The following is a 21,731-nucleotide window of genomic DNA, read 5'->3' as shown; positions in this document are numbered from 1 at the left end:
TCACGCATGGGCGATCCCGACGAAGATGAGCCTGCCTCGATCCTCGAAGCTCGGTTTGTGCCCTTCCCTTCCTCAGGCATGGTGAGATCAAGACGGTTCACCGCGCGGGCGCACCTCGCCTGGCGAAGTGCGCGTAGTAGCGATGGTACATGTCCTGCCACCTCGCGTACTCCGCCGGGGACCCGCGAAGCCGCTCTTTCCAGGCCGCATCGACCGCTGACCGGACCTCGCCGGAAGCCAGGCCGTAGCGCTGGAAGATCGACTCGGCCATGGCGGGGGACAGGGCCAGCTCCGCGCAGAGCGCGGCATACTGCGCGAGCGGCAGAATCGTCTCCAGCGGCTCTGGGAGGGGCACCATACCGCCCTCCTCGGCCGTGCTCGACGGCCTGGAAAGCGGCGATGCCGCGAAGCTCTGGGAGGCAGCTCCGGTCGGAAGGGCATCCGTGGACGCGGCTTGCGTCAGCAGCTCACGGGGAATCGCGAGGTTCAGCGACGTCTCCCGGAGGTCTGCTGCGGCCGGCGGAGCGGGCTTCGATGCCGCCAGAGCTCCGGCACGCCTCGTGGGGTTCGCTGCCGCGAAGGGGATCACCGGGCCGCGAGGGGGAGCCTGCAACGGTGACGTCTCTGCGAGCTTCCAGGGGGCTCGCAGCTGCTGCGGCCGGCTGTCGGTGTCGACGGCACGGGAGTCCCCGATGCTCCGGCCGTGAACGGGAGAGCGGGGCCACGGGGAATGTCTGAAAGCGGCGCCGCTTCTGCGATCACAGGAGGCGGGCGCTTCACTAGTTTCGCCGCACCGGATCGAGAGAACGGCAGCTCTGGCCCCCGCGGAACGTTGGGCAAGGGAGCGGTGCCGGTGAGCGACTCCGCTGCGCGAGGAGGCTTTCGCTCGGCCGCCACGGTCGCGAACTCGCCTTCCACGGGCACGAAGGGGACCACTGCGTCTCGGGGGACATCCGGCATAACCTGCCCGAGCATCCGCCGCGTACGCCAGGGGCTGCGCGCGTCCAACAGGCGCAGCGCACGAGAGCGCCTATCGGCTGGCGATCGAGGCAACGAGGCATTCGCTGCTGGCCACATGGCGGAAGATCGCCCTCTTTCGGCGAAACAACTGCCAAAACGGAACTCATCGATTGGTGGGCAACGCTCGCTAAGCCGGCTTGAACTCGATGTACAGCAAGATATCGTGTACCTTCGTGGAGTCGAGCGCAGAGACATCGCCCGGCGCAGGTGCATCGGGCGCAAGATCGCCCGATGCCCTGACCGATAGACGGTGCGTTGCGACCGGACTGCCAGCGAGCGCTGCGCCCAGCGCCCTCGCGAACATGCCCCCAAACCTCTCCTCACGCGTGAAGTCCGTCTGCTCCGCGCCGTTGACGGCGATGCGCAGCCCCGTCGCGGTTTGATCCCGCGGCGTGCGCAGGATCAGCGAAGCGCCCGTAATCTGCAGGCTGCGCCCCTGCAGGAAGAGCGGGAAATGCCGTGGGGTGATCTCGATCCGCACCTCGGTGTCCACCGGGCTATGAAGCAGCCGCGCGAACACGCTCGAGAAGTCCTGCCTCAGGCTGAAGGTTCGGGCGAGCGGCGTGTTTGAGAGAACGCTCGCGATCGTCCCCTCGGCGGCGCCGTTGACCGCCTCCACCTCGTCCCGGAACGCGCCGTCGAACTCCGCCGTGTAGGCGATGTGCACGATCGCGTCCGTGATCGTCTGGTAGTCGAACGGGCGGAAGTTGGCCGGCAAGGTGAGCCTCCAGGAGCTGATCGCCCCTGAGCCCTCGAACGGCATGTATCGCTCGTCGCGGAAGCCGAACTCGAGCACCCCGGCGTCGTTCTGCGCCGTCGACGTGGCGACCGTGGTGCTGCGCCGGAGCGGCACATCGAACAGCTCCGCCTCGCCCAGCGCGGGCTGCCGGCGGACCTTCGAGCCGGTCAGCGTCAGCGTCGCGCCCACGTTGGTGAACGGTCCGGTGACGCACGGGATGGTGAGCCGCACCGACCTGATGCGGCGGCGGTACTGGCCCGGATAGAAGAGATCGAAGGCGAGCTCGGGGATCGAGAAGTCGGTGGTCCCGGTCTCCTTGAGCCGCATCAGCGCCGCCGGATCGAGCTGGGCGAGCGAGAACGGCTGATCGATCTCGAGCGCCCTCAGGTTGGTCTCGATGAAGCGCCGCTCCATCGCCAGGAGATCGATCATCAGCCGCTCGCCCGCGAGCAGCCCGGCGCGCGAGACCTCCCAGTAGCTCGGAGAGAGGAGCGGAGTCGCCTCGTCGTTGCGCTCGAACCGATAGGCCTGCTCCGCGAGCCGCGCCATCGCGAGCGCGCCGCCGTAGGCGTCGCGGTAGAGCCGCTGCAGCGTGGTGGCGAGGTGGTTGAACAGGCCGAGGTTCGTGAAGCGCTCGTTGTGGAATTCGAAGATCTCCTCGACCTGCTTGATGCTCTCCGCGTGCAGGTCGATCGAGCGGGCCGCGATCTCCTTGCGCAGCTTGGCGCCGGTGATCTGCTTCTCGACCTGCTGGAGCTCGTGCTCGGCCAGCTCCACCTGGTGCTCCCACCCCTCGCGGCGGCGTTCGAAGCCCGCCTCGAGCCCGGCCGAGGCCGACACCTGCTCGCTGAGCGTCGCCGCAGCGCGCGTCAGCGACGCGAACGCATTCGCCGAGTTGCCGAGCTCGACGCCGCCATACTTCATGGCGAAGGGCGACCCGAGCTGCGGAACGAGGTACAGGACGCCGGCCAGCATCTGCTGCAAGGCGCCGATGCCCGACGCGATGGTGGCGGCGTGGCGCGCCCCCTGCTGCGTTCGTTCCCACGCGCTGAGATCGCCGTCGAGCAGCCCCTGGTAGTAGTCGTGCCGGTACTCGATCGCCGCCTTCTGCCGGCGCAGCTGCTCGATGGCCTCGTCCGCGACCTGCAGGTCGAGCTCGCGCAGCTTGGTCGTCATCTCCAGGAGGTTCTGCTGGTGCACGACGCGCAGCCGGCTCAGCTCCTCGTTGTCGCGCCGCTCCAGCGCCGCGTAGAGCGCCGCGCCGAACGCCTGCACCGTGGCCGTGGCCTGCTTCGCCTTCTCGATGAGGTAGGCGAAGCGGTAGGGCGGCAGGCTGCCCGTCGTGGCGTTGAGCACGTCCTCCAGGGACAGCCCGGCCGCCCGGGCGCGGACCAGGAGCCGCGGATCGATCTCCGGCGCGAACAGGGCCGGCAGGCGCTTCACGCCGGCGATGTCCATGCAATTACGGATCTTGAAGAGACGATCTTCCACGCGCGCCCAGTACGCGCTCAGGTCCTTGTTCTCCGGGATGCAGAACACGGGGCTGACCTGCCGGATCACGGCGATGCCGAACCGCCAGAAACGATCGAACCAGCTCCTGTCCACGCTGCCGAAATCGGCGGCGGGGACGTCCTTCCCCCCGGAGGCGGTCCACAGGCCGATGCCCGTCCTGGCCCGATCGAGCGGGCGGGCGATGAGCCCTCTCGTGATCCTGTCGTCCTGAGGCGCCATGCCGGGGGTCCTGACGGTCGCCGAGACCTCCGCGGCGTCGAGCTCGATGAGCCCCGCCTGGGCCAGGTCCCTCTCGGTGGCCAGGAGCGCGCTGCCGGGCCGCGAGTCGACCTGCTCGTCCACGTCGATGAGGCTCCACTCCACCGCGCGCCGCTCGGGCACCATCACCTTGGCCGGCGGCGCGTTCGCCCCGAGCCGGCCTCCCCGCGCGGCGAGCCGCGCCGTCTCGAGCACGAACGTCGCCCGCTGCATCTTCGGCAGGCCCTGAGGGCTCAGCGCGACCTCCGGCCGCCCGACGTGCCACTGCTCGAGCTCGATCAGCACGTCCTCGCCCGCGCCGAGGTGAGGCGCGATGGCCTCGTAGGTCTTCGGCGCGATGTTGCCCTCGCCGCAGGACCCGAGCTTGTCCGGGCGCGGCCCGAGGATATCCGACGCCATGACGTAAAGCATCACGGCCTCGTGGATCGACTCCGTGGTGAACTGGGTGAACAGGCTGTCGCCCCAGTCGAGCAGGTTGTCGATGTACTTCATCACGATCGCCTTCTGGTAGGCGCTGAGGCGCAGCCGCGCGATGGCGTGCGGGTTGAAAGGGTCCCTCTTGTACGCCTCGAGCGCGGCCCCATCGGTCAGCGTCTTCCGCAGCTTCGGGGCGTCGAGGCCGCGGAACTCGATGTAGCGCCACACCCGGTCGCGCTGCCGGAACGCCCTCTCCGCGGCGCTCAGCTCGGGCGGGACGGCGATCGTCTCCGTGGCGGTCGGGTCGAAGATGAAATGGTACCAGCGCTGCGCCGCCGCGTAGCGGCCCTGGACGTTCAGGTGACTCGCGATCAGGGCCGGGATATGGAAGAACATCTCGCGGAAATAGACGCCGAGCGACCCAGTGAAGTCGATCTCGCCCTTCGTGGTGCGGTCGATGAGGTAGTCGACGACGGTGAAAGGCAGGCCCGGCTCGCCCAGCGCTTTCTGCGTCTCGACGTCGAGCAGGCCGTCGACGCCGCGCGTGAAGAGCGCCCGCGAGAGGTGGTCCGCGAGGCGGGTGCCCAGCCGCTTGGCGAGGTAAAAGATCGGCGAGCGGGCCTGCGACGAGGGCGATTTCGGGCGACACTGCAGGTAGATGAGGTCCTGTCCGCTCGTGAGGATCGCGTCCGAGACCGAGCCGTTCACGATGGTCAGATCGTCGCCGAACTTCAGCTCGCCGAGGTCGACGTCGTGCACGCTGTCGAAGAAATGATCGAGCATCCACTCCGCGATGATCCGGCCTTGCAAATAGCTCCCGTTCGCCGCGTTGCGGGACACCGTGGTCTGGGCGTAGGGATCGATCAAGAACGACGCGGGCAAGCCGAAGAAGAGGTGCGGCCGAGTGCGATCGGGGTTGTCCAACGACCGAGTGTTCTTGATCGACAGGACGCTGCCCACGTGCGGCGGCCGCATGTTCCAGGGGTTCATCGGCACGATGACGTTCTCGGCGAAATCGATCTTCGCTCGGGTGCCGAAGCCGATGCACGTGACCACGAGCTCGCCGTTCTCTTTGATTTCCGGGTAGCAGCGGTCCCAGGCGTAGCCGCGCAGCGTGTAGCCGGCCAGCGGCTCGTCGTCGTGCGCGTAGAGATCGTAACGCGGCACCTTCCGGAAATGGGCGGACTCGCCGTAATCGGCCAGCGGATCGGCGGCGACGCCGTTCGGCGCGCTGACCCAGCTGCTCCGGTACGGCGCGCTCGCGCCGGCCAGGCGGACGGCCTGCGGCGGAGACCAGGTACCGTCGAGCTTCAGCGACGTGTAGCGCAGGCTGAACGTGTGCTGGTAGCCGGTGAACCGCGAGCCGCCCCCGGACACGTTGTGCTTGGCCTGGGTCGAGATCTCGATCCAGAACACGATCAGGCGGCCCTGGTACACGACCGGGGAGACGGTGCGCACCGGGATCTGCACGTCGATCTTGCGCCAGGGGGACCACGAGGCGGCGCGATCGCTCTCGGTCTCACCGTAGTGGACGTTCTCCGCGGTGCAATAGTAGTAGACCGGCGGATCGCTCTGGGTCACGCCGAACATGTGCAGGATATCGGTGCGGTCTTCCGGGTTCTTGTCGTGGTAGACACCGGCGATCTTGAGCCTGGCGATCTCCTCGAACCCGGCGAGGTAACGGGTGTACGCGTCGAGCACCGTCTGCTCGTTGATGTCCTGCTGCAGCAGGGTCTGCTCGAGCTCCTGGAACAGCGGGCTCTTGTCGTCGCGCAGGTCCGGCTCGATGTAGTTCTCCGGGTACAGGAACACCTTCCGGTTCGCCTCCCACACCCGGTAGTTCTTCCGCCACGCCCACTCGTCCGCCGGGATGGCGGCGGGCGGGACGTGAACATGGGCCGGGTCCTCCGGCGCGCGGCGATCCTGCTCGAGGTTGATCAAGATCCGGTGGACGTAGAGCTGGAGGCTCGAGATCCCGGCGACGACGCGCGAGGTGCGAGCGCAGCCCTCGAGCTGCACGTCGACCAGGAAGTGCTGATAGAGCTCGTCCTTCGCCTCGAACTCAGGGTGGATCGAGCGAATGAGGTAATCGACGAGCGCGTCGCGCTGCAGGGAGCGGATCTTGTCCTCGGAGGGCGCGATCTTCTCCTCGAACTCGGCCTCGTCCGGGTAGTTGGTGCGGAACGTGGCGACGAGGCCGTCCGCCGCGCGGGAGAGGTCGTCATACCCGTCGGCCAGGATCAGCCCCAGCGTCTCGCCGTCGAGGCCGAGCGTCTGGGCGAGCGCGGCGGCCTTCGCCAGCGCGGTGAGCGCCTCCAGCGCGGTGCTGGGCAGCGTCACGTGCTGCAGCAGCGTGATGAGCAACGGGCGCTGGATCCGGAGCGCGTCGGCGGCGATCCACGGATCGGCGGCGAATTTGGTCACCGGATCGAAGATGGTGATGGCCCCGCGCATGGCGTCGGCGTTGGACGCCACGGGCTCGGCGCTGAAGGGCGAAAGGGCCGAGACATCGACGAGCGTGCGGTAGGCAAGGAGCGCCTTGACGGAGGCCGGCGTCAGCGCCTTGAAGTCGGCGATGGCGAACTTGTCGGGAAACGCGTGCATGTAAGAGAGCACGCCGGCGTCGAACGCGGCGTGCTTGAACAGCATGGCGAGCGGGGCGAGGTCCGCGACGATCGCCTCCAGCGCGTCGGTCGGCCCGCCGTGGAGGGCCTGCACGACCCCGGGCGCCGACAAATCGGCCCCGATCATGGCGCACATGACAGGCAGCCTGTCCACCGGCAGACCGAGGTGGGCGGCGAGCTTGACGAACAGGATCCCGCGGGCATGCAACGGATCGAGCGCGCTCCTCGCGGCCGCCGCGGTGAGGCCGATGCCCGGCGGGATGGTGAGGGGCCCATGCGAGCTGAAGTCGTCCGAGAGGCGCAGCAACCCGGTCTCGGGCACGAGCGTGAACGCCGCCGCGTTCGCCGCGACGATGGCGCGGGACTGATCCTCGGTCACGGAGGGCAGGAACGCGAACACCGTATCGGCGAACTGGGTGAGCCGCTCGCGCATCGCCTCGCCGGCGATTGTGGCGGCGACCCCCTCCGCGTTCGGATAGCGGCTCTCGTCCTCGACCCGGCCGCGCGTGACGAAGCCGAGATCGTCCAGGGAGAGGCCGCTCGACTTCCAGAGATCGTGCGCCTCGATCAGCGCCCTCACGTGCGCGAGCGTCTGAACCGGCCCGCCGATCCCGGCGAACGCGATGAGCTGAAAGAGCTGCGCGACGCTCACCTTCAGCGCTTGCAGGAGCCGGGCGTGCCGGTAGAGCAACGCGAGGTTCTCCTGGGTGAGGAAGAAGCCGCGCGCCGCCTCCGGCGCGTCGGGGCCGAGGTCCGCGCCGAGCGGCGCGGCGAGCTCGCGGATCAGCGCGGCGAGCTGCTCGGCGTCGACCTGCAGCCCCGCCATCAGGCGCGGCAGCGTGGCGTCGTTGCCGGGGGGCGGCGCGGCGTCGCGGAAAGCGGAGTGGATGAACGCCACGGCCGGCTTCGGCAGCGGCCCGTCGGCGAGCGTGAACGGCTTGGCGTTGAACAGCCGATCGAACAGCCCGGGCTTGCCCTCGCCGGGCGCGACGTTCGGAATGAGGCTGAAGAGCGTGACGGCCTGTTCCATCTTCAGGTGCAACCGCGCGGCGATCTGCTTGATCGCCGCGAGCGCCTCGAGCGCCGCCTCGTCGAGCGCCGCGGCCAGCCCGGCGGCCATGATGCCGTCGAGCGCGAGGTCCACCTCGGCGAGCGTCCACGGGAGATGGCGGGCGAGGCGCACGAACCGGTGCATCCGGTCCAGGGCCCCGGGGGTGAGATCGTGCACGCGCTCGACGTCGTTCTGCACGCTGTCCTCGCTGCGCTTCGCCTGGACGAAGCGCGGCCGCTCCGCCCCGCGCGCCGTGACGAAGCGGCACGCGCTCAGGATCTCGAGCTCGTCGCGGCGGATGCCGGTGTGCCTCAAGAGCACCTTCGTCTCGATCGGATCGATCTTGCCGTCCGGCAACAGCGTGAAATCTGCGCCGTAGACGTGCTCGAGGAAAGAGATCTGCGGCCTCGCGATGAGGATGGTGTCCCGCTGCGGCATCGACAGGCCGAGCGCGGCGGCGGCGCGGACCCCCGCGGGCGAGCCCATCGCGGCGGCGACGTCGGCCCGTGACACGGAGAAATGGCCGAGGTACTGCTCGATGCGGGCGAAGGGCAGGAGGAATGGCTGCCGGAACGAGTCGACCGCGCTGGGCAGGGTGTCGCGGTACACGGCGCTCCTCACCGCGACGCGATCGCTCAGCGCGCCGGCGAAGCCCTGCCGCTGGGCGATGTAGTTCTCGAGGATCTCGTTGATGATGTCGAGCGTGGGGACCTGCGTGTGCGTGTTCTCGCAGGTCAGCGGCAGCGTCCAGAGATCCGGCCGGCGGCTCTTCAGAGCGAGGACATGGGAGGCGCGCGCGCCCGTGAAAAAATGCTTCGTGACGTGCTCCTCGATGAACTCCATCAAATCGACGAAGTACGCCGCCGGGCTCAGGATCGACTGGCAGTGCGCGCAGTCGCAGTAGTCCTGCGAGCCGAACAGCTCGGTGAAGCCGTCGAGCTTGCGCAGGTAGTCGAGGGACGACGGGCCGAGGTTGCCGACCGCGAGGGAGTCGAACCCACCCTTCAGGATGTCGATGACGGCGCCCATCTGGGCGACGGCCGTCCCCGCCACCTCCCGCGCCCTCCTGTGGATGCTGGAGGCGCTGTCCCTGTCGAGGCCGGTCTTCTGGGCGAAGGTGTCGAGATCGACGCGGGCGACGGCGGTCGCCGAGCTGTAACCGGTGCGGAGCAGCGCATCGATCTTCCCGATGTCGCCGGCGAGCGTGTAGACGCGCTGATAGGCCTTGAGCTCCGCGACGACGAACGGCCGGTCCTGCTCGTTGATGCCCGTGAAATTCAGCGCCTTGAGATCATCGCTGTCCGGCGTCAGATCCAGCGCGAGGAGCTCGACATCCCAGTTATGCTGCTGGAGCCGGTCGAGCGTCTCGAGGCGGAGGCAGATCGCCTCGAACTTCTGTGGGACGGACATCCCCTCGCGGTCGACGATCTCGGCGAGCCCGAGGCCCGGATGCAGCCGCACGAGAGCGCGCATGTTGGCGTGGGCGGCGCGGAGCGTCTCCCGCTGCTGCTGGGTGAACCCCGTGGTGTCGAGCGCGTCGAAGTCGACCGTCGTGATCTTCGTGTTGCGCTGGAACAGCGGCTGCACCCCGCTGAGCGCCTGGCTGTACAGCATGACGTCGCGCGGCATGATGCGGCTCATCACCGTCTCGGTGGGATAGAGCTCCGCCACGCGGCGGTGCAGCTCCTCGGCGTAGGCGCGGGCGTCGAGCCCGTCCGGCGGCTCGGCCCCGCTGCTCGTGATCGCGCCCTCCCACGCCGCGACGTCGAGTCGCAAGAGGTGCTCCGGCCGCGTCACGTTGCCGACGCTGATGGCGGCCTGCGCGAGCCCGAGATGGCCGCCTGCCAGGTTCGCGACGCTGGCGATGGCCCCGAGGCGCCGGGCCTCGGTCTCGGTGAGCGCCTGCTCCTGGACGAGGCGCTGGAGCCGCCCGTCGTCGAGCTGGGTGACGTTGTGGACCTGATTCAGCAGCGCGTCCGTCTTGCCCGCGGAGAGCTGCGCCGCGTTGGCGAGCACCATCACGCCGGCCTTCTCCACGGAGCGGCGGAAGAGCGGGTGCTCCTTCAGCGCCACGTCGCTGGACACGCCGCCCGCGAACGCGTCCACTTGGGCGAGGGACGAGAGCTTCCCGGCGAGCTCGGCCCGCAGCGCCGTGTCGACCTGCCCGTCGTCCAGCAGATCCGCGAGCACCGCCTTGACGGGGCGATCCCGGTTCGCGCCGGCGGCGAGGTCGACGGCGCGCACGAGGGCGCGCAGCCCGCTGGAGGCGTCCGCGAACGCCACGTCCGTCGCCACGCGCCGCTCCTCGGCGACCTCCCCCAGGAGCTCTCCATGGAGCGACGGATTGAGCGCCGCGACGTCGCTGAGCGTCTTGCCCGACAGGCTGCCGAGCGCGATGAGATTCTCACGGCTGATGGACATAAGATATTCCTCCTCGTTGCGAAGCAGCGGGGTTGGTTCAGTACCCGACCTACGTTGATGCCACCTGCTGAGCGGGGAGCGACCGTGCGTGCCGCTGCCCGCTCGCGAATCCTGGGAGATTGAGCTCGTCGAACTGTACCTCACCGGTAGCCGGATCAACGATGACGGTCAGAGACGAATCCACGACGGATCCCGGCGAATCAACCACAGTGAACTGATCAAGGACACGCCATCGGCGGTTGATGTCCACGTGAGCCGACACTGGTATCAGCTCGCAACGTTCGCCCGCTATCTTCGGCTCGGGCCGCATCTCCCTGACGAGATAGTTATTCGCCATCTCGATCGCGTCGACCTTCGTCATGATCGCTCAGCGCTCCTGCCGGGCTTCAACGTGCGCGACCATAACCACCATCTTGAATTCATGTACGTCCAGAGCCCCCGTGACAAGTCCTTTCCTGACGACCATTCGGGCGATCCAGGCGTCTCTGGCGGGGCAACCCCGCAAGCGACGCGACTAGAACGTTATCCTCCATCCACCAAGCTTGAGCCCCTTGTCTCGCAAGCGACGTACGCTGGTAAGCTTGCGATCCATTTCAAAGATCAATCGACCGTTTTCAACGAACGTCTGCTCACGGTCGAGCACCGGGGGCGGCTCCGGCACCAGCCAGAGCTCCGTCCCATAGCCGAGATCGAGCTCGACGATCTCCGCTCCTTCGTGCGGCGCGATGGCATCGAGCTCGACCGTGCGTCCCGCCTCCTGCAAAGCCTTCAGCCGGTCCGTCGTCCCGTATGCGAGGCTCCGGAGCCGCCGCACGAGCATCTTGAAGCCGCTGCTCATGGCCTTTCTCCATCCGATCGCGGCTGCGCAGGCCGCCCGTCGTTACACAGACCACTGTCGCGAGAACTCGAAAGAGGCAATTGGCGCAAAACTACATAATTACATCATTCATGAAACGCGCCTCTCCCGACGCTGAGTCGACGAGAACTATAACAGACGTATCCACAACAGCACGCGGCGAGTCCGGCAGGCTGGTTCGATAGAGAACATGCCATTGATTCTGCCCATCCAAGCGAGCCGATATCGGCGTAAACTCGCAGCGTCTTCCTGCGAGCTCCGGCTCAGCCCCCATCTCGACGACGAGGTATTCGTTCGCCGCTCTGATCGCTTCTTCCTTCGTCAAGGCAACCCCCGCGCTTCAATACACCAACCCGCACAAGCCCGCGCATGACGTCAGTCCCTCTCAGCGCCCCCCTGGCCTGCTTCGGTGAGGATCGGATTGAACCAGTCGGTCCTGGCCCTCCAGCCGCCCGTGGGCTCGCGAACCGCCACGTCGAACGAGCTGACGTCCACGCCAAACTGCTGAACGATGCTCCCTGGGAGAAATCCAATCGCGCCATCAAACTTCCCATCGACGACACGTGCGGCTATCCCTTCGAATAACGCGCCGCAGCTTGCACAGCGCATCTCGGGCTCATGAGGGTCGATATCGAATGCGAGGACATCGCGACACTGCGGCTCTCCATAGTTCCAGTGATATTGATCGTGATCCCTCACGAGCACGAACGGCGGAACCACGTGCCCAGCGCTGTCGACCAACCACGCCACATCGTCCCCGTTGCGATAGTCGCGCGGGACCTCACCCCACTGGAACCGAACAACGCCTGCCGGCGCTGGGACGTTCGAGCCGCACCTGGAGCAGTGAATCGCTGTTCTTAGCTGGCACAGATCGGGCATATGCTTCCAGGGCTCCCGCGACATGTCCTTTAGTGACGACCAGTCAGGCGATGCAGGCGTTTCTGGCAGCGCAACCGCGCAAGCGATGCAACTAGGATCTCATCTTCCATCCACTAAGCTTGAGACCCTTGTCTCGCAGGCGACGTACGCTGGTAAGTTTGCGATCTATTTCAAGGATCAATCGACCATTCTCAATGAGTGTCAGCTCACGGTCGGGCACTGGGGGCGGCTCCGGCACCAGCCAGAGCTCCGTCCCATAGCCGAGATCGAGCTCGATAATCTCTCCTCCACCTTGCGGCGGGATTGCGTCGAGGTCGACGGTGCGGCCCGCGTTCCGCAACGCCTGGATCCGGCCCTCCGTTCCGTATGCGAGGGCGCGAAGGCGCCGAGCAAGAATTTTGAAGCCGCCGCTCATGGCCTTTCTCCATCCGGTCGCCGCGCTCGCGCCTCGGGTTGCGAGCTCTCCAGAGCACGAAGCCGGGACTGATCAACTCACGACCCATTTGTCCTGGGCTCGACTTGCATGTGCTCTATATTGTACTGCCCGAAATGCAAACGGATCCTTTCGCGATATTGCGCCCTCTGGACCGAAAACTTCCGTAAAAAATCTGGGTCTACGTAGAGGAACTCCACGGTCTTGCGTTGCCTCACGTTGAAGCAGAGCCCTGTTTCATAGTCGATCCGACCATAGGAGCAGTCCACCGAGCCGAAGCGGCAGATGGCGTGTTCATTCGGAGGCGTGCAGAAGCCGCGACGCTCCTCGTTCCGGGAGCCTTCCTTCGCGAGGAGATCGTGGAGGAGCCCCTCGATGTCGGCCGGCTCGCCGCGCCCGAGCACGCCAGGCCCGCTTCGCGACGCCGCCGGTACGAGGACCTCCGCGTCCGAGCAAATCAAGATGCGTTCGAGCCGCGCAGCGATGTCGAGCCGCCGCACCGGCGCGAGGCAAAGTGACACGCGGCTGGAGGTTACGTTTCGAACTTCGAATGTCTCCGACCTCGCACCACAGCGGAGCTCGGCGTTCCCTCTTGCTTCGGGCAGGCGAACGGCGAAGCCGTCCGCCGCCAGGAGCTCGGGCAAGGCGAGCCAGCTCTCGATCGGCAGGCTGTGAATCTCCGGCATCATGTTCAGCGTCCCGGTTGAGGTTCAGGTTGCGGATTATCGCGCTCGTCGCCGAACGCCCAGGCGGCAGCGCCTCCAAGCCCCAGCGCCGCCATGATGTTGGGTATGTGGTAATTGGCGCGGCTCCATGCGTTCCACGTGGACGTGACGCAAGAGAGGACCGGTCTGCCCGCTACACCCTCCACCGCGCGCGCGGGATTGAGCGCGGGCGCCCGGAAGATAAAAGGCGCGTCCGTGTCGATATATTTCTGGAGCGTGCCCGTAATCCTTTGCGGGCTGAGCACCCGCGTGAGCGCCTGACGGAAGCTGCCCGATTTCCAGCCTTGCTCGAGGACTCGGATCATCCGGCGCGGCTTGCTGAGCCAGTAAAGAGGCTTCGTTCCGTCTGCGTGCATTCCAACCTCGCCCACACGCCAGCCCATGTGGACGGGGAACCATTTGATAGCTCCCTTGCCGACGACGACCTCCATGGAGTGCGTGGCCCACCAGGTCGAGAGTCGCGTTCCGACGTTGCGCCAGAACTCGCGCGTGAAGACGGCGGCGACCGCCGAGAGCGCGCGGCGGCCGGCCGCCATGGCCCGATTCAGACTGGCCTTCAGCGCCGCTTTCATGGCCGCCAGCTCGCCCAGCGTGAGCGCAGTCAAGATGACGTCGGCCGCTGTGAGGAGCAGAAATGCCGCCTGGCCCAGCAACCCGCCGTTGATGCTGCCGAACGCCCCCGGGATCCCGCCGGACCCCACGCCCTCGCGCCCCTCATCGCCGGGCTCGAGGTGCCAGTATCCCGCGTAGCGCGTCACCCGATCCATCGCGCTCTCCGGCTGGCCACGCCCCTGCCCGCCGTGGCCGCTCCCGCCCTGCGCGCCGGCCGCTTGTCCCCCCTGCTGGCCGCCGGCCTGCTGCGTCTGCCCGCCCTCGCCTCCGCTCTGCGCCCCGCCCGTGCCGTCCGCCGAGGCGCTGCCGCTGCTCTGGCCCGGCGCACCCCGGGTCGCTCCATTGGGGTCGACGCCCCCCGGCGCTCCAAGGGGCGCGCCGGCGCCGGTCTCGCCGCCGGGCACTCCGCCGACCGTCCCGCCCTGCACCCCTCCGTCGACCCCGCCGGGCAAGCCGCCCAGCGCACCTCCAGGCTGCTGGCCCGTGCCGCCCGGCGCCCCTCCGGCAGAGCCACGTTGGCCGGCTCCTCCCGCGCCGCCAGCACGCGAGCTGCCTGCCCCGGCGCCCTGGCCTTGTCCCGCGCCGCCCGCCCCGGCGCCTTGACCTCGTCCCGCCCCGCTCGATCCATCGCCCAGGCCCACCCCCGCGCCCGCGCCTGCACCCGCCCCGCGGCCCTGCGTGCCCGCCCCCGCTTGTCCGGTATCGCCGCCGCCCGCGCCGCGGCCCGAGACGCCCGCGCCGTGGCCGATTCCACCGCGCCCGGTCGATCCCTGCGCCGCCGTGCTCCCCTGGCCGCTGCCGTCACCCGCGTGCACGCCGGCGCCGCCGGTGTCGGCGGCGTCGCCCCGACCACTGGAATCGCCAGGCGCGTTGCCCGCGCCCGCGCCCGCTCCGCCGGCGCCGTCCTCGCCGTGCTCGCCGCCCCCGGGCTGGCCTGAGCCGCCCGCCCCCGTCGCCGTGCCGGTCTGCCCGCCGCTTCCGCCCTGGCCAGGCTGCCCCTGCCCCCCCGCGCCGCCCGCCCCGTCCGGCGTCGGCGGTGCCTGGAGCGGGCGGAAGGCCTCGTCCATGCTGTTGAAGATCTCCGCCCTCTCCCGGGCGGATCGCTCGTCGAGTCCTCGATCCAGCCCTTCCTGATAGCGCGGATCGTAGATCCAGATCTCCACCTGCCCCGTCGTCCTGCGCGCGGCCGCGCGGAACGTGGACTCGGACTGGTGCACGGTGACGCCGCCGCCCTGCTGATCAGAGGAGAACAGCCCCGTCCAGCGCCTGCCAGGATCGACCTGCGCGCGGTAGCCCTCCGGCATCGCCGCGACGAACTGCTCGTAGGTGACGTAACGCGTGCGCAGCCGCTGCCCGGGCCGCTGCGGATCGAGCCCCTCCGGATCGATGAGGTTGACCGGGTTGTTGAGCACGTATTGATAGAGGTTGAGCCCACCCCCGGCCCCGATCGGATCCGGCGTCAGCCACCGGCAGAGCCATGGAGCGTAATAGCGGAACCCGAAGTAATAGAAGCCGGTCAGGTCGTCGCGCTCCTTGCCGCTGAACCGGTAGTCCCGCCACGAGGCCGCGCGCAGGTCGTCGCCCGCCACGAACGCGGTGCCGCCGAAGGGGAAATACTCCTCGTAGGCGATGACGCCGCCCTGCGCGTCGAGATCGAGCCGCGCGGAGCCGAGGTGGTTCGCGACCTGATACACCCAGCGCGGCACGTCGATGTCGTCCGTCTCCCGCCCGGCGCTGTCCATCGTCCAGCGGTGCAGCGAGGCGACCGCCCCCGATCCGTCGCTCAGCAGCGAGGTGACGCGCTCGAGCGACCGCGCCCCGCCGCGGGAGATGCGCTTGATCTCGCAGCCGTCGAGGTAGAGCTTCTCGGTGATCTCGACGCCGCCGGCCACGAGGCGCTCCGTCACCTTGCGCACGCGCCGCCCCTCGGCGTCGTAGACGTAATGGTCCGCGTCGTCCGGCCCGCCCTCCGCCGAGCGATCGATGAGCACCGCGCGGGTGAGCATGCCTCGGAAGTCCCAAGTCATCGAGGCGAGGTGCGGCAACGACGTGCAATGGCCTGCGGCGTCGAACCGGGCTTCGGGGTCGGACACGGTGCCGCCGCCCGGGGTGTGCAGCGGCACCGAGCGGTTCGAGCCCGCCGCGATCCACATCTCCGTCGTCCAGGTCTGCAGGGAGACGTGACGCATCCGCAGCAGGTTGCCGGAGAGATCGTACTCGTAGTGCCGGGTATAACGGTCGACCGCGCCGCCGTCGTTAAGCGAGACGGCGCGGCTGCCGCGGAACGTGTCCGCCGCGCCGGCGCGGTAATCGTGCTCGAGCAGCGCGCGGTGAACACGGCCGGTGGCGTGCTGGAGCTGGTAGAACGCGTCGTAGGTGAACTCCTGCTCGCTCGTCACCGTGAGGTTGCGCACCGGCGCGCCGAGCGCGCCCGACTCCTGCGCCGCGTCGCGCGTCAGGACGATGTTGCCTGTGGGGTCGTAGGTGTAGGCGAGATCCTGCAGCGTCGCCGCGTCGGCGAGGCGCGTCGCGCGCACCCGCGCCGTGCGGAAGGTGAGCGGATCGTGGGAGTGGACGATCTCGACCCCGTTGCCGAGACGCACGCGCTCTCGCTGGCCGCGGGCGTTGTAGCGGGCCTCGTCGAACACGATCCGATCCGTCACCCGCCCGTCGGCGGTGGAGACGCGCAGCTCCGCCGCGCCGCCGCCTTTCAGGTGGCGGTAGCGCCGCGTGACGCCGTCCGGCGTTTGCTGGGAGATCACCCGTCCGAGCGCATCGTACCGTGTCCGCGTCACCCAGCGCTCCGGCATCAGCGTCACGGCGGCGGGCGTGGACCAATCGACCTCGGCCTTGTACTCCTCCCGCAACTGCTGCTCGACAGCGAGCGGCTGGCCGAGCGGGCTCGCTGCCAGCAGGGTGCGCACGCCGGCGGTATCCCGCTGGACCGCGAGGCGGCCGCGCAGGTTGCGCGCCGCCGCGTCCGGGACGCTCGCGTCCTCGCCGTAGACGCACTGCTGGACGATGTGGTCCAGGCCGGGCAGACCGCCGGCGCGCACGGCGAGCACCCGATCGAGGCGATCGTACGTGCGATGCTCGTGCGCGCCGCGCGCGTCCCACGTGTGGATCGGCCGGTCGTAGATATCGAGGAGCACTCGACGTTCGCCCGCGTCCGCGCTGCGAGTGAGCAGCGCGCGGCCCTGCATGTCGAGGCGGTACTCGAACGCCGCGATGCCGCGCGGATCGACGATGCCGACCGCATTCCCGGCGGCGTCGAGCAGCGTCTCGGTCTCGCGCGTCTGCGCGCCGCCCGCCGACCGCACGCTCTGGCGGACGGTGAGGCCGCGCGGGTCGAGGTGGTCGACGGACGGCGTGTCGTGGTGCTCGAGCGCCTTCAGCAGCGCGCGCTTCTCCGGCGCGCTGGGCGCCAGCGGATTGCGCATGAGATGGTACGCGGAGCCGCTCACGCAATCGTTGGCGTCGAAGGTGCGCACCTCCCACGCGGCGTATTCGGTGCGCGTCAGCGTGCCGTTCGGCAAGTCCGTGCGCACCGCGCGGCCGAGCGCGTCAGTCTGTGTGACGGAGGAGACGCCGAACGCCATGAGCTCCGCGTCCCCCTCGTAACGCCAGGACGCGGTGAAGAACGGCTCGAACTGGCGTACCGGCAGCTGCCGCTCGTCGTAGACCACATGGCCCGAGGCGAGCCACGGCTCTGTCGCGTTGGCGACGACCGGCCGGCCGTCCGGCCCCACGACCACCTCCCCTTCGGCTCCCCGCTGGATCGTGGGACCGGACTCCACCCTCACCTTGGACTGAAGCGGCCGGCCGAAGCCGTCCATGTGCGTCACCGTGACGTGCACGTCGCTCGTCCCGCTCGGCGCACCCGTGCCGTCGTGGGCGAGGGACTCGCGCGCCAGCGTCACGACCTGGACCGGCGCGCCGTCGCGCCGGAACGCATCGAGGTCATAGTAGACGGCCTGCGCGACGCCCCCCACGTGCGCCGCCGGATCCGCGATGACGGGGGCGAGCGTCGGCGGCGCGGGCTGGACGAAGCCGGAGAGCGGCTCCTGCCCATAGGCCTGCTCGACGCCGGCCTCGTCGAGGACCGTGCCTCTCATGCTGGAGGCGGAGACGACGCCGAGCGGATCATAGGCGACCTCTGCGATGTTGCCGTTGGGATCGACGATGCGATAGGGCGCGAGCGCGCAAGGGTCGATCTCCGCCCGGGTGACGTTGGCGAGCGGATCGTGCGCCTCGACCAGGAACATCCGGGTCGCGTCGCGGACCAGCGTGCTCGCCGCGCCGTCGGGCCGCACGAGGCCGGTGAGATGATGGAAGTCTGCGGCGCTCGCGTAGCGGCTGACCGCGCTGGGCCGGAAGAAATGGCCGTCGCGCAGCACATAGCCGCCCTCACCCGCCAGCAGGTCGCCGTCCACCCGCGCGCCGTAAACGGCCGCGGCGAGCTCTGGCGTGAAGCACGCCTCGGCGCTCGAGTGCGGGAGGGTGACCGCGCCGACCTGACCCAGCGGCAGCGCGCCCGTCAGGTCGTCGTTCCAATAGAACGACTGCTCCCACGAGATGAGCCGCGAGGCCGGCGCGGCGAGCCCCGCGAGCGACTCGTGAAACGCGCGCGGCGCGGCGAGCGCTTGCGCGATCTGGGCCTTGGCCTCCGCGAAGGGGAGGACCGCGGCACCGAGGCCGGGCAGGCTCACCTCGAGCACCTGCTCCTCGACCGGCAGGCCGAGCTCATAACGGCTGTCCGTCTCTAGGTTGGCGAGGCGCGTGCGGCGGGCGGTGACGATCGGCTTCGCCTGCTGCGGCGACGCGGGCGCGCCGGCCGGCGATGGCCGGCGGGCGTAGTGAACCGCGGCGGTCAGCGTGTCATTGCCGAAGCCGTCCGTCTCGAGCACCAGGGTATGGCTGACGCGCGGGTCGCTCGCGTCCTGCTCGTAGACCGCCCGCAGCGTCTCGGACTCCTCGATCGCGACGGCGGCCGGCTGGCCCTCGCCGCGCGCCGGCTGCAGGCGGAGCGCCCGGTAAGCGACCAGGGTCTCCTCGAGCGGGGTCTCTGCGAGCGCGCCGTCGGCGTCGACCGAGAACACCTCGCGCCGGATGAGCCGCCCCGCGGCGGCGCGCAGCGCGTCGGCGTGCTCCTCGGGCGCGAGCAGGCTCGCCCGCTCGACCGTCACGGCGGGCGGTGCGCGCAGCGCGGGATCGCCCCCCCAGGCGTCGGTCAGGCTGTGCTCGACGAGGCCGCCCGTGAAATAGAAGCTCCGCACGCAGGACGCCTGCCCGCGCGGCGCGGTGGCCCCGTCGCCGTCCTCGTGCAGCGGCGCGTCGAACCGATCGACCCGGCCGAAGCCGCGGAACTCCCGCTCCGCGCCGTCGTAGACACCATCGTAGTACCGAAATCGCTGCACGAGGCGCGAGCCGGTGATCCGGTCGATCTCCTCGCGCGCGGCGGCGACGGTGACGTGGCTCGGCAGGCGGGTGCGCCATGGCGCCCCTTCGCGCCGCGCCTGCAGGTAGTGCTGCGCCGAGCTCTCGTAGGAGAACCGGATTTCCCGGCCCAGGCCGTCCTCCACGGCGACCAGCAGGTGGGGCCGCGGCGGCCCCGCGAGCGGCAGGAACTGGAGCGGCGCCGCGCCGCCTGCTGGCAGCGCGGTCGACCAGACGAGGCACGGCGTCCCGTCGCCCAGGAAGTCGAGCACGCGCAAGGAGGCGTTCTTGTCGATGACGGGAAGATCGGCGAAGCGCGCGCCCTGCACCCAGGCGTTGCCTTCGGCGTTGATGAAGGCACGGATCTCCTGCGCGCCCACATAGAGGAGGTCTGCCGAGCCGTCACCGTCGAGATCGGCGATCAGGATGCGGCCCGGATCGAACGCGGCGTCCGCCCCGAAATCCGGCGGACTGTCCATGACCACGGGCGCGCCGAAGCGGCCGTGGCCGAGGTTGGGCCAGTACTCGACGCGCCCGCCCTGGATGCGTACCTGGTCGGCGAGGCCATCGCCGGTCATATCGGCGAAGAAGAAGCCGAGCTGCGTGTCGTCGGCCACCGGCAGGCCGCCCTCTCCGGCTGGACCGCCGGTGACCTCGACAGGCGCATCGAACCCTTGCTTGCCCCTCGCAGGGTACCAGACGACTCGACCGTGGCCGGCGACCACGAGGTCGGCCCTCCCGTCGCCATCGAGGTCGAGCCACTGCGCCCTGCCGCCGGCCGCCTCCTGGTGCGGCAGGCTGGCGAGCGCCCGATAACCGTTCCAGCTCCCGCTCTCGCGGTCGTATTCGAAGTACCCCGCGCCGCGCCCGTGCAGCACGGCGACATCCATGTTGCCGTCGCCGTCGAAGTCGTTCAGCGCGACGTCGGCGAGGCGGTATCTGGGCTGCGCCATGACCAGGCGCTGCGGCCCGAACCGGCCGCCGCCCTCGTTCGGCTTGTAGTACCAGCCATCACGCAGCTCGGCCAGGATGCCGGGCAACCCCTCTCCGCAGAGATCGAGCCATCGGTAGGCAGCCCCGGCGAGACCGGTGGGCACGTTTTCGACTGTCTCTTGCGGCGCCGATCGGAAGCTTTTCTCCGGCTCGGGGCGCACATAAGCAAAGCGCAGCGCAGGCGTCGCGCGGCGCGACAGCGCCCCGGTCGAGAGGTGCCGGCGCAGCCCCTCGTAGCGCGCGGCCGAAAGCGTCGCGCCCTCGGGCCGGAGATCGTGCTCCAGCGTGTGAATGCCGACGAGCACCGGCTCGGCGCCGAGCCCCGGGAGCCGGTGAAACATGAGGATGCGGCGGCACAGCCGGAAGGTGCGCACCTCGAAGCCGGCACGGTAAGTGGAATAAGGGTCCGGTCGCGCCGGCCAGGCCCGGTCGGGGGCCGGCGCGGGCAGGTCGGCGCTCGAGTGATCGCCGTAGTCGAGCACGACCTCGAAGTGCCACTCCGTATCCGGCGCGACCGCCCCGTCCGCGCTCACGGGCTTCGCGTTGCCGTAGCGGATCGACTTCAGGTAGCGCTGGGCGGGGGCCTCGCCGGGCTTGAAACGCGAGCGTTCGGCCGCCGAGGCGAGGTCGACGCCCTCCCGGGTCTCCTTGAGGTAAGTAAAGAGTATCGCGTTGCCGCGCGCGTCCACCTGGATCTCCGGCAACCAGGAGAAAACACGGCCCTCGTCGGCCGGATCGGCCACCCGGCTCGTGCCGTCGGGGTTGGCTCCGTAAATGGTCAACGTGTTCGCGGCGTCTCGCGTGCGCCAGTGGACGCGCCCCGTCGCCTTCTCGACCCACTGCTCCACGCGGATGCGCGAGGCATCGACGCGAGCGCGGAACCGGCGCACCAGAAAGCCGCCTTGATCGATCGCCACCGGTCGCCACCCCCCTGCGTCCTCGATCTCCTGCGGCAAGAGCTCCATGCCGGCGAAGCTGTAGCGGTCGGAGCCGTCATAGCGGGGCAGGCCCCTGCGGGTGTCGACGGCGATGGAGAGCACGCCCTCGAGCGCCCAGCCGGCGCCGAAGGGCGAATTGGCGCCGCTCGAGGTATAGGCGAGCGCGAGCGCGGGGCCGAACCCGTCGCGGCCAGGGGAGAGCTTGAGCGGGACGCCGACCGAGACCGTGCCGGTGAGCGGGTTGACCTCTGCCGCGCAGTCAAGCCCGGCCTTAAGCGGATCGCGGCTGGAAAAACTGATCGACATGAGATCTCCGCCCTCCCTTCTCGATTACTTCACATCCTGCGTGACCAGGTTTCCCTCAAACCGCGGGATGCCGCCGAGCTGCTTATCGCAGCCGGTCGAGATCTCCTCTGGGTGATGAGCCGCGGCTTAGCGAGCGTGGTGATCCATCGAGACCGCCGTCCAACCGATCGCGTCGGAGCGTCCCGATCAGAGAATCAGACACGTTCAGGCGCGTCAACTTGGATCCGTCCTGGCAATCCCGTGCTCCATCCGTCGAAACGTGGGTCGACTGATTTCGCGACCTTACGATGCCGCCGTCGAGGCGATGGAGACGGTGGACCCTCCCCGGGGTTGCCCAGGAGCCTGTAAAGCGGAAGGGCTCAATGCTCTTCCTGTCCGCGCCGGAGCCCCGGTTGGGCCAATGAGACCACGCCCGACGATCGAGCGACGGTATCGAAAGGGCCCCGTGGCCAGCGCCCCCCGCGTCCGCCGCACACGCCCCCCGCCAGCGCGCGCAGCTGACCCAGATTTT

The 21,731-nt window shown here is 69.2% G+C and carries 8 protein-coding genes; all 8 read right to left on the bottom strand.

Translation table 11 applies throughout. The annotated features are described in order from the left end of the window. Window positions 1-97: 97 nt before the first annotated feature. Window positions 98-358 (bottom strand): hypothetical protein, encoded by a 261-nt coding sequence (locus tag WMF22_RS44875; protein WP_438033699.1) that lies wholly within the window; start codon window positions 356-358, stop codon window positions 98-100. Between the two features lie 789 nt (window positions 359-1,147). Further along, window positions 1,148-10,042, bottom strand: a complete 8,895-nt coding sequence (locus WMF22_RS44870; protein ID WP_438033698.1) for a neuraminidase-like domain-containing protein — start codon at window positions 10,040-10,042, stop codon at window positions 1,148-1,150. 49 nt (window positions 10,043-10,091) lie between these two features. Continuing rightward, window positions 10,092-10,403, bottom strand: coding sequence for a hypothetical protein (locus tag WMF22_RS44865; protein ID WP_438033697.1), 312 nt, complete (start codon window positions 10,401-10,403; stop codon window positions 10,092-10,094). Window positions 10,404-10,556: 153 nt separating this feature from the next. Beyond that, window positions 10,557-10,880: a hypothetical protein gene (locus WMF22_RS44860; RefSeq protein ID WP_438033696.1), complete on the bottom strand. Its 324-nt coding sequence runs from the start codon at window positions 10,878-10,880 to the stop codon at window positions 10,557-10,559. A 393-nt stretch (window positions 10,881-11,273) separates the two neighbouring features. Then, window positions 11,274-11,639, bottom strand: coding sequence for a hypothetical protein (locus tag WMF22_RS44855; protein WP_438033695.1), 366 nt, complete (start codon window positions 11,637-11,639; stop codon window positions 11,274-11,276). Between the two features lie 229 nt (window positions 11,640-11,868). After that, the gene (locus WMF22_RS44850; RefSeq protein ID WP_438033694.1) at window positions 11,869-12,192 is read right to left on the bottom strand and encodes a hypothetical protein; all 324 of its coding nucleotides are present in this window, start codon (window positions 12,190-12,192) and stop codon (window positions 11,869-11,871) included. A gap of 77 nt (window positions 12,193-12,269) precedes the next feature. After that, window positions 12,270-12,854, bottom strand: a complete 585-nt coding sequence (locus tag WMF22_RS44845; protein WP_438033693.1) for a hypothetical protein — start codon at window positions 12,852-12,854, stop codon at window positions 12,270-12,272. Window positions 12,855-12,901: 47 nt separating this feature from the next. Then, on the bottom strand, window positions 12,902-21,220 hold the full coding sequence (locus WMF22_RS44840; protein WP_438033692.1) for a SpvB/TcaC N-terminal domain-containing protein: 8,319 nt from the start codon (window positions 21,218-21,220) through the stop codon (window positions 12,902-12,904). Between the last annotated feature and the right edge of the window lie 511 nt (window positions 21,221-21,731).

This window comes from Sorangium sp. So ce204, assembly GCF_051526795.1.
GTDB classification, from domain to species: Bacteria; Myxococcota_A; Polyangia; order Polyangiales; family Polyangiaceae; genus Sorangium; species Sorangium cellulosum_B.
The sequence above is the reverse complement of the archived record's forward strand: the minus strand, read 5'-3'. Positions and strand labels throughout refer to the sequence as shown.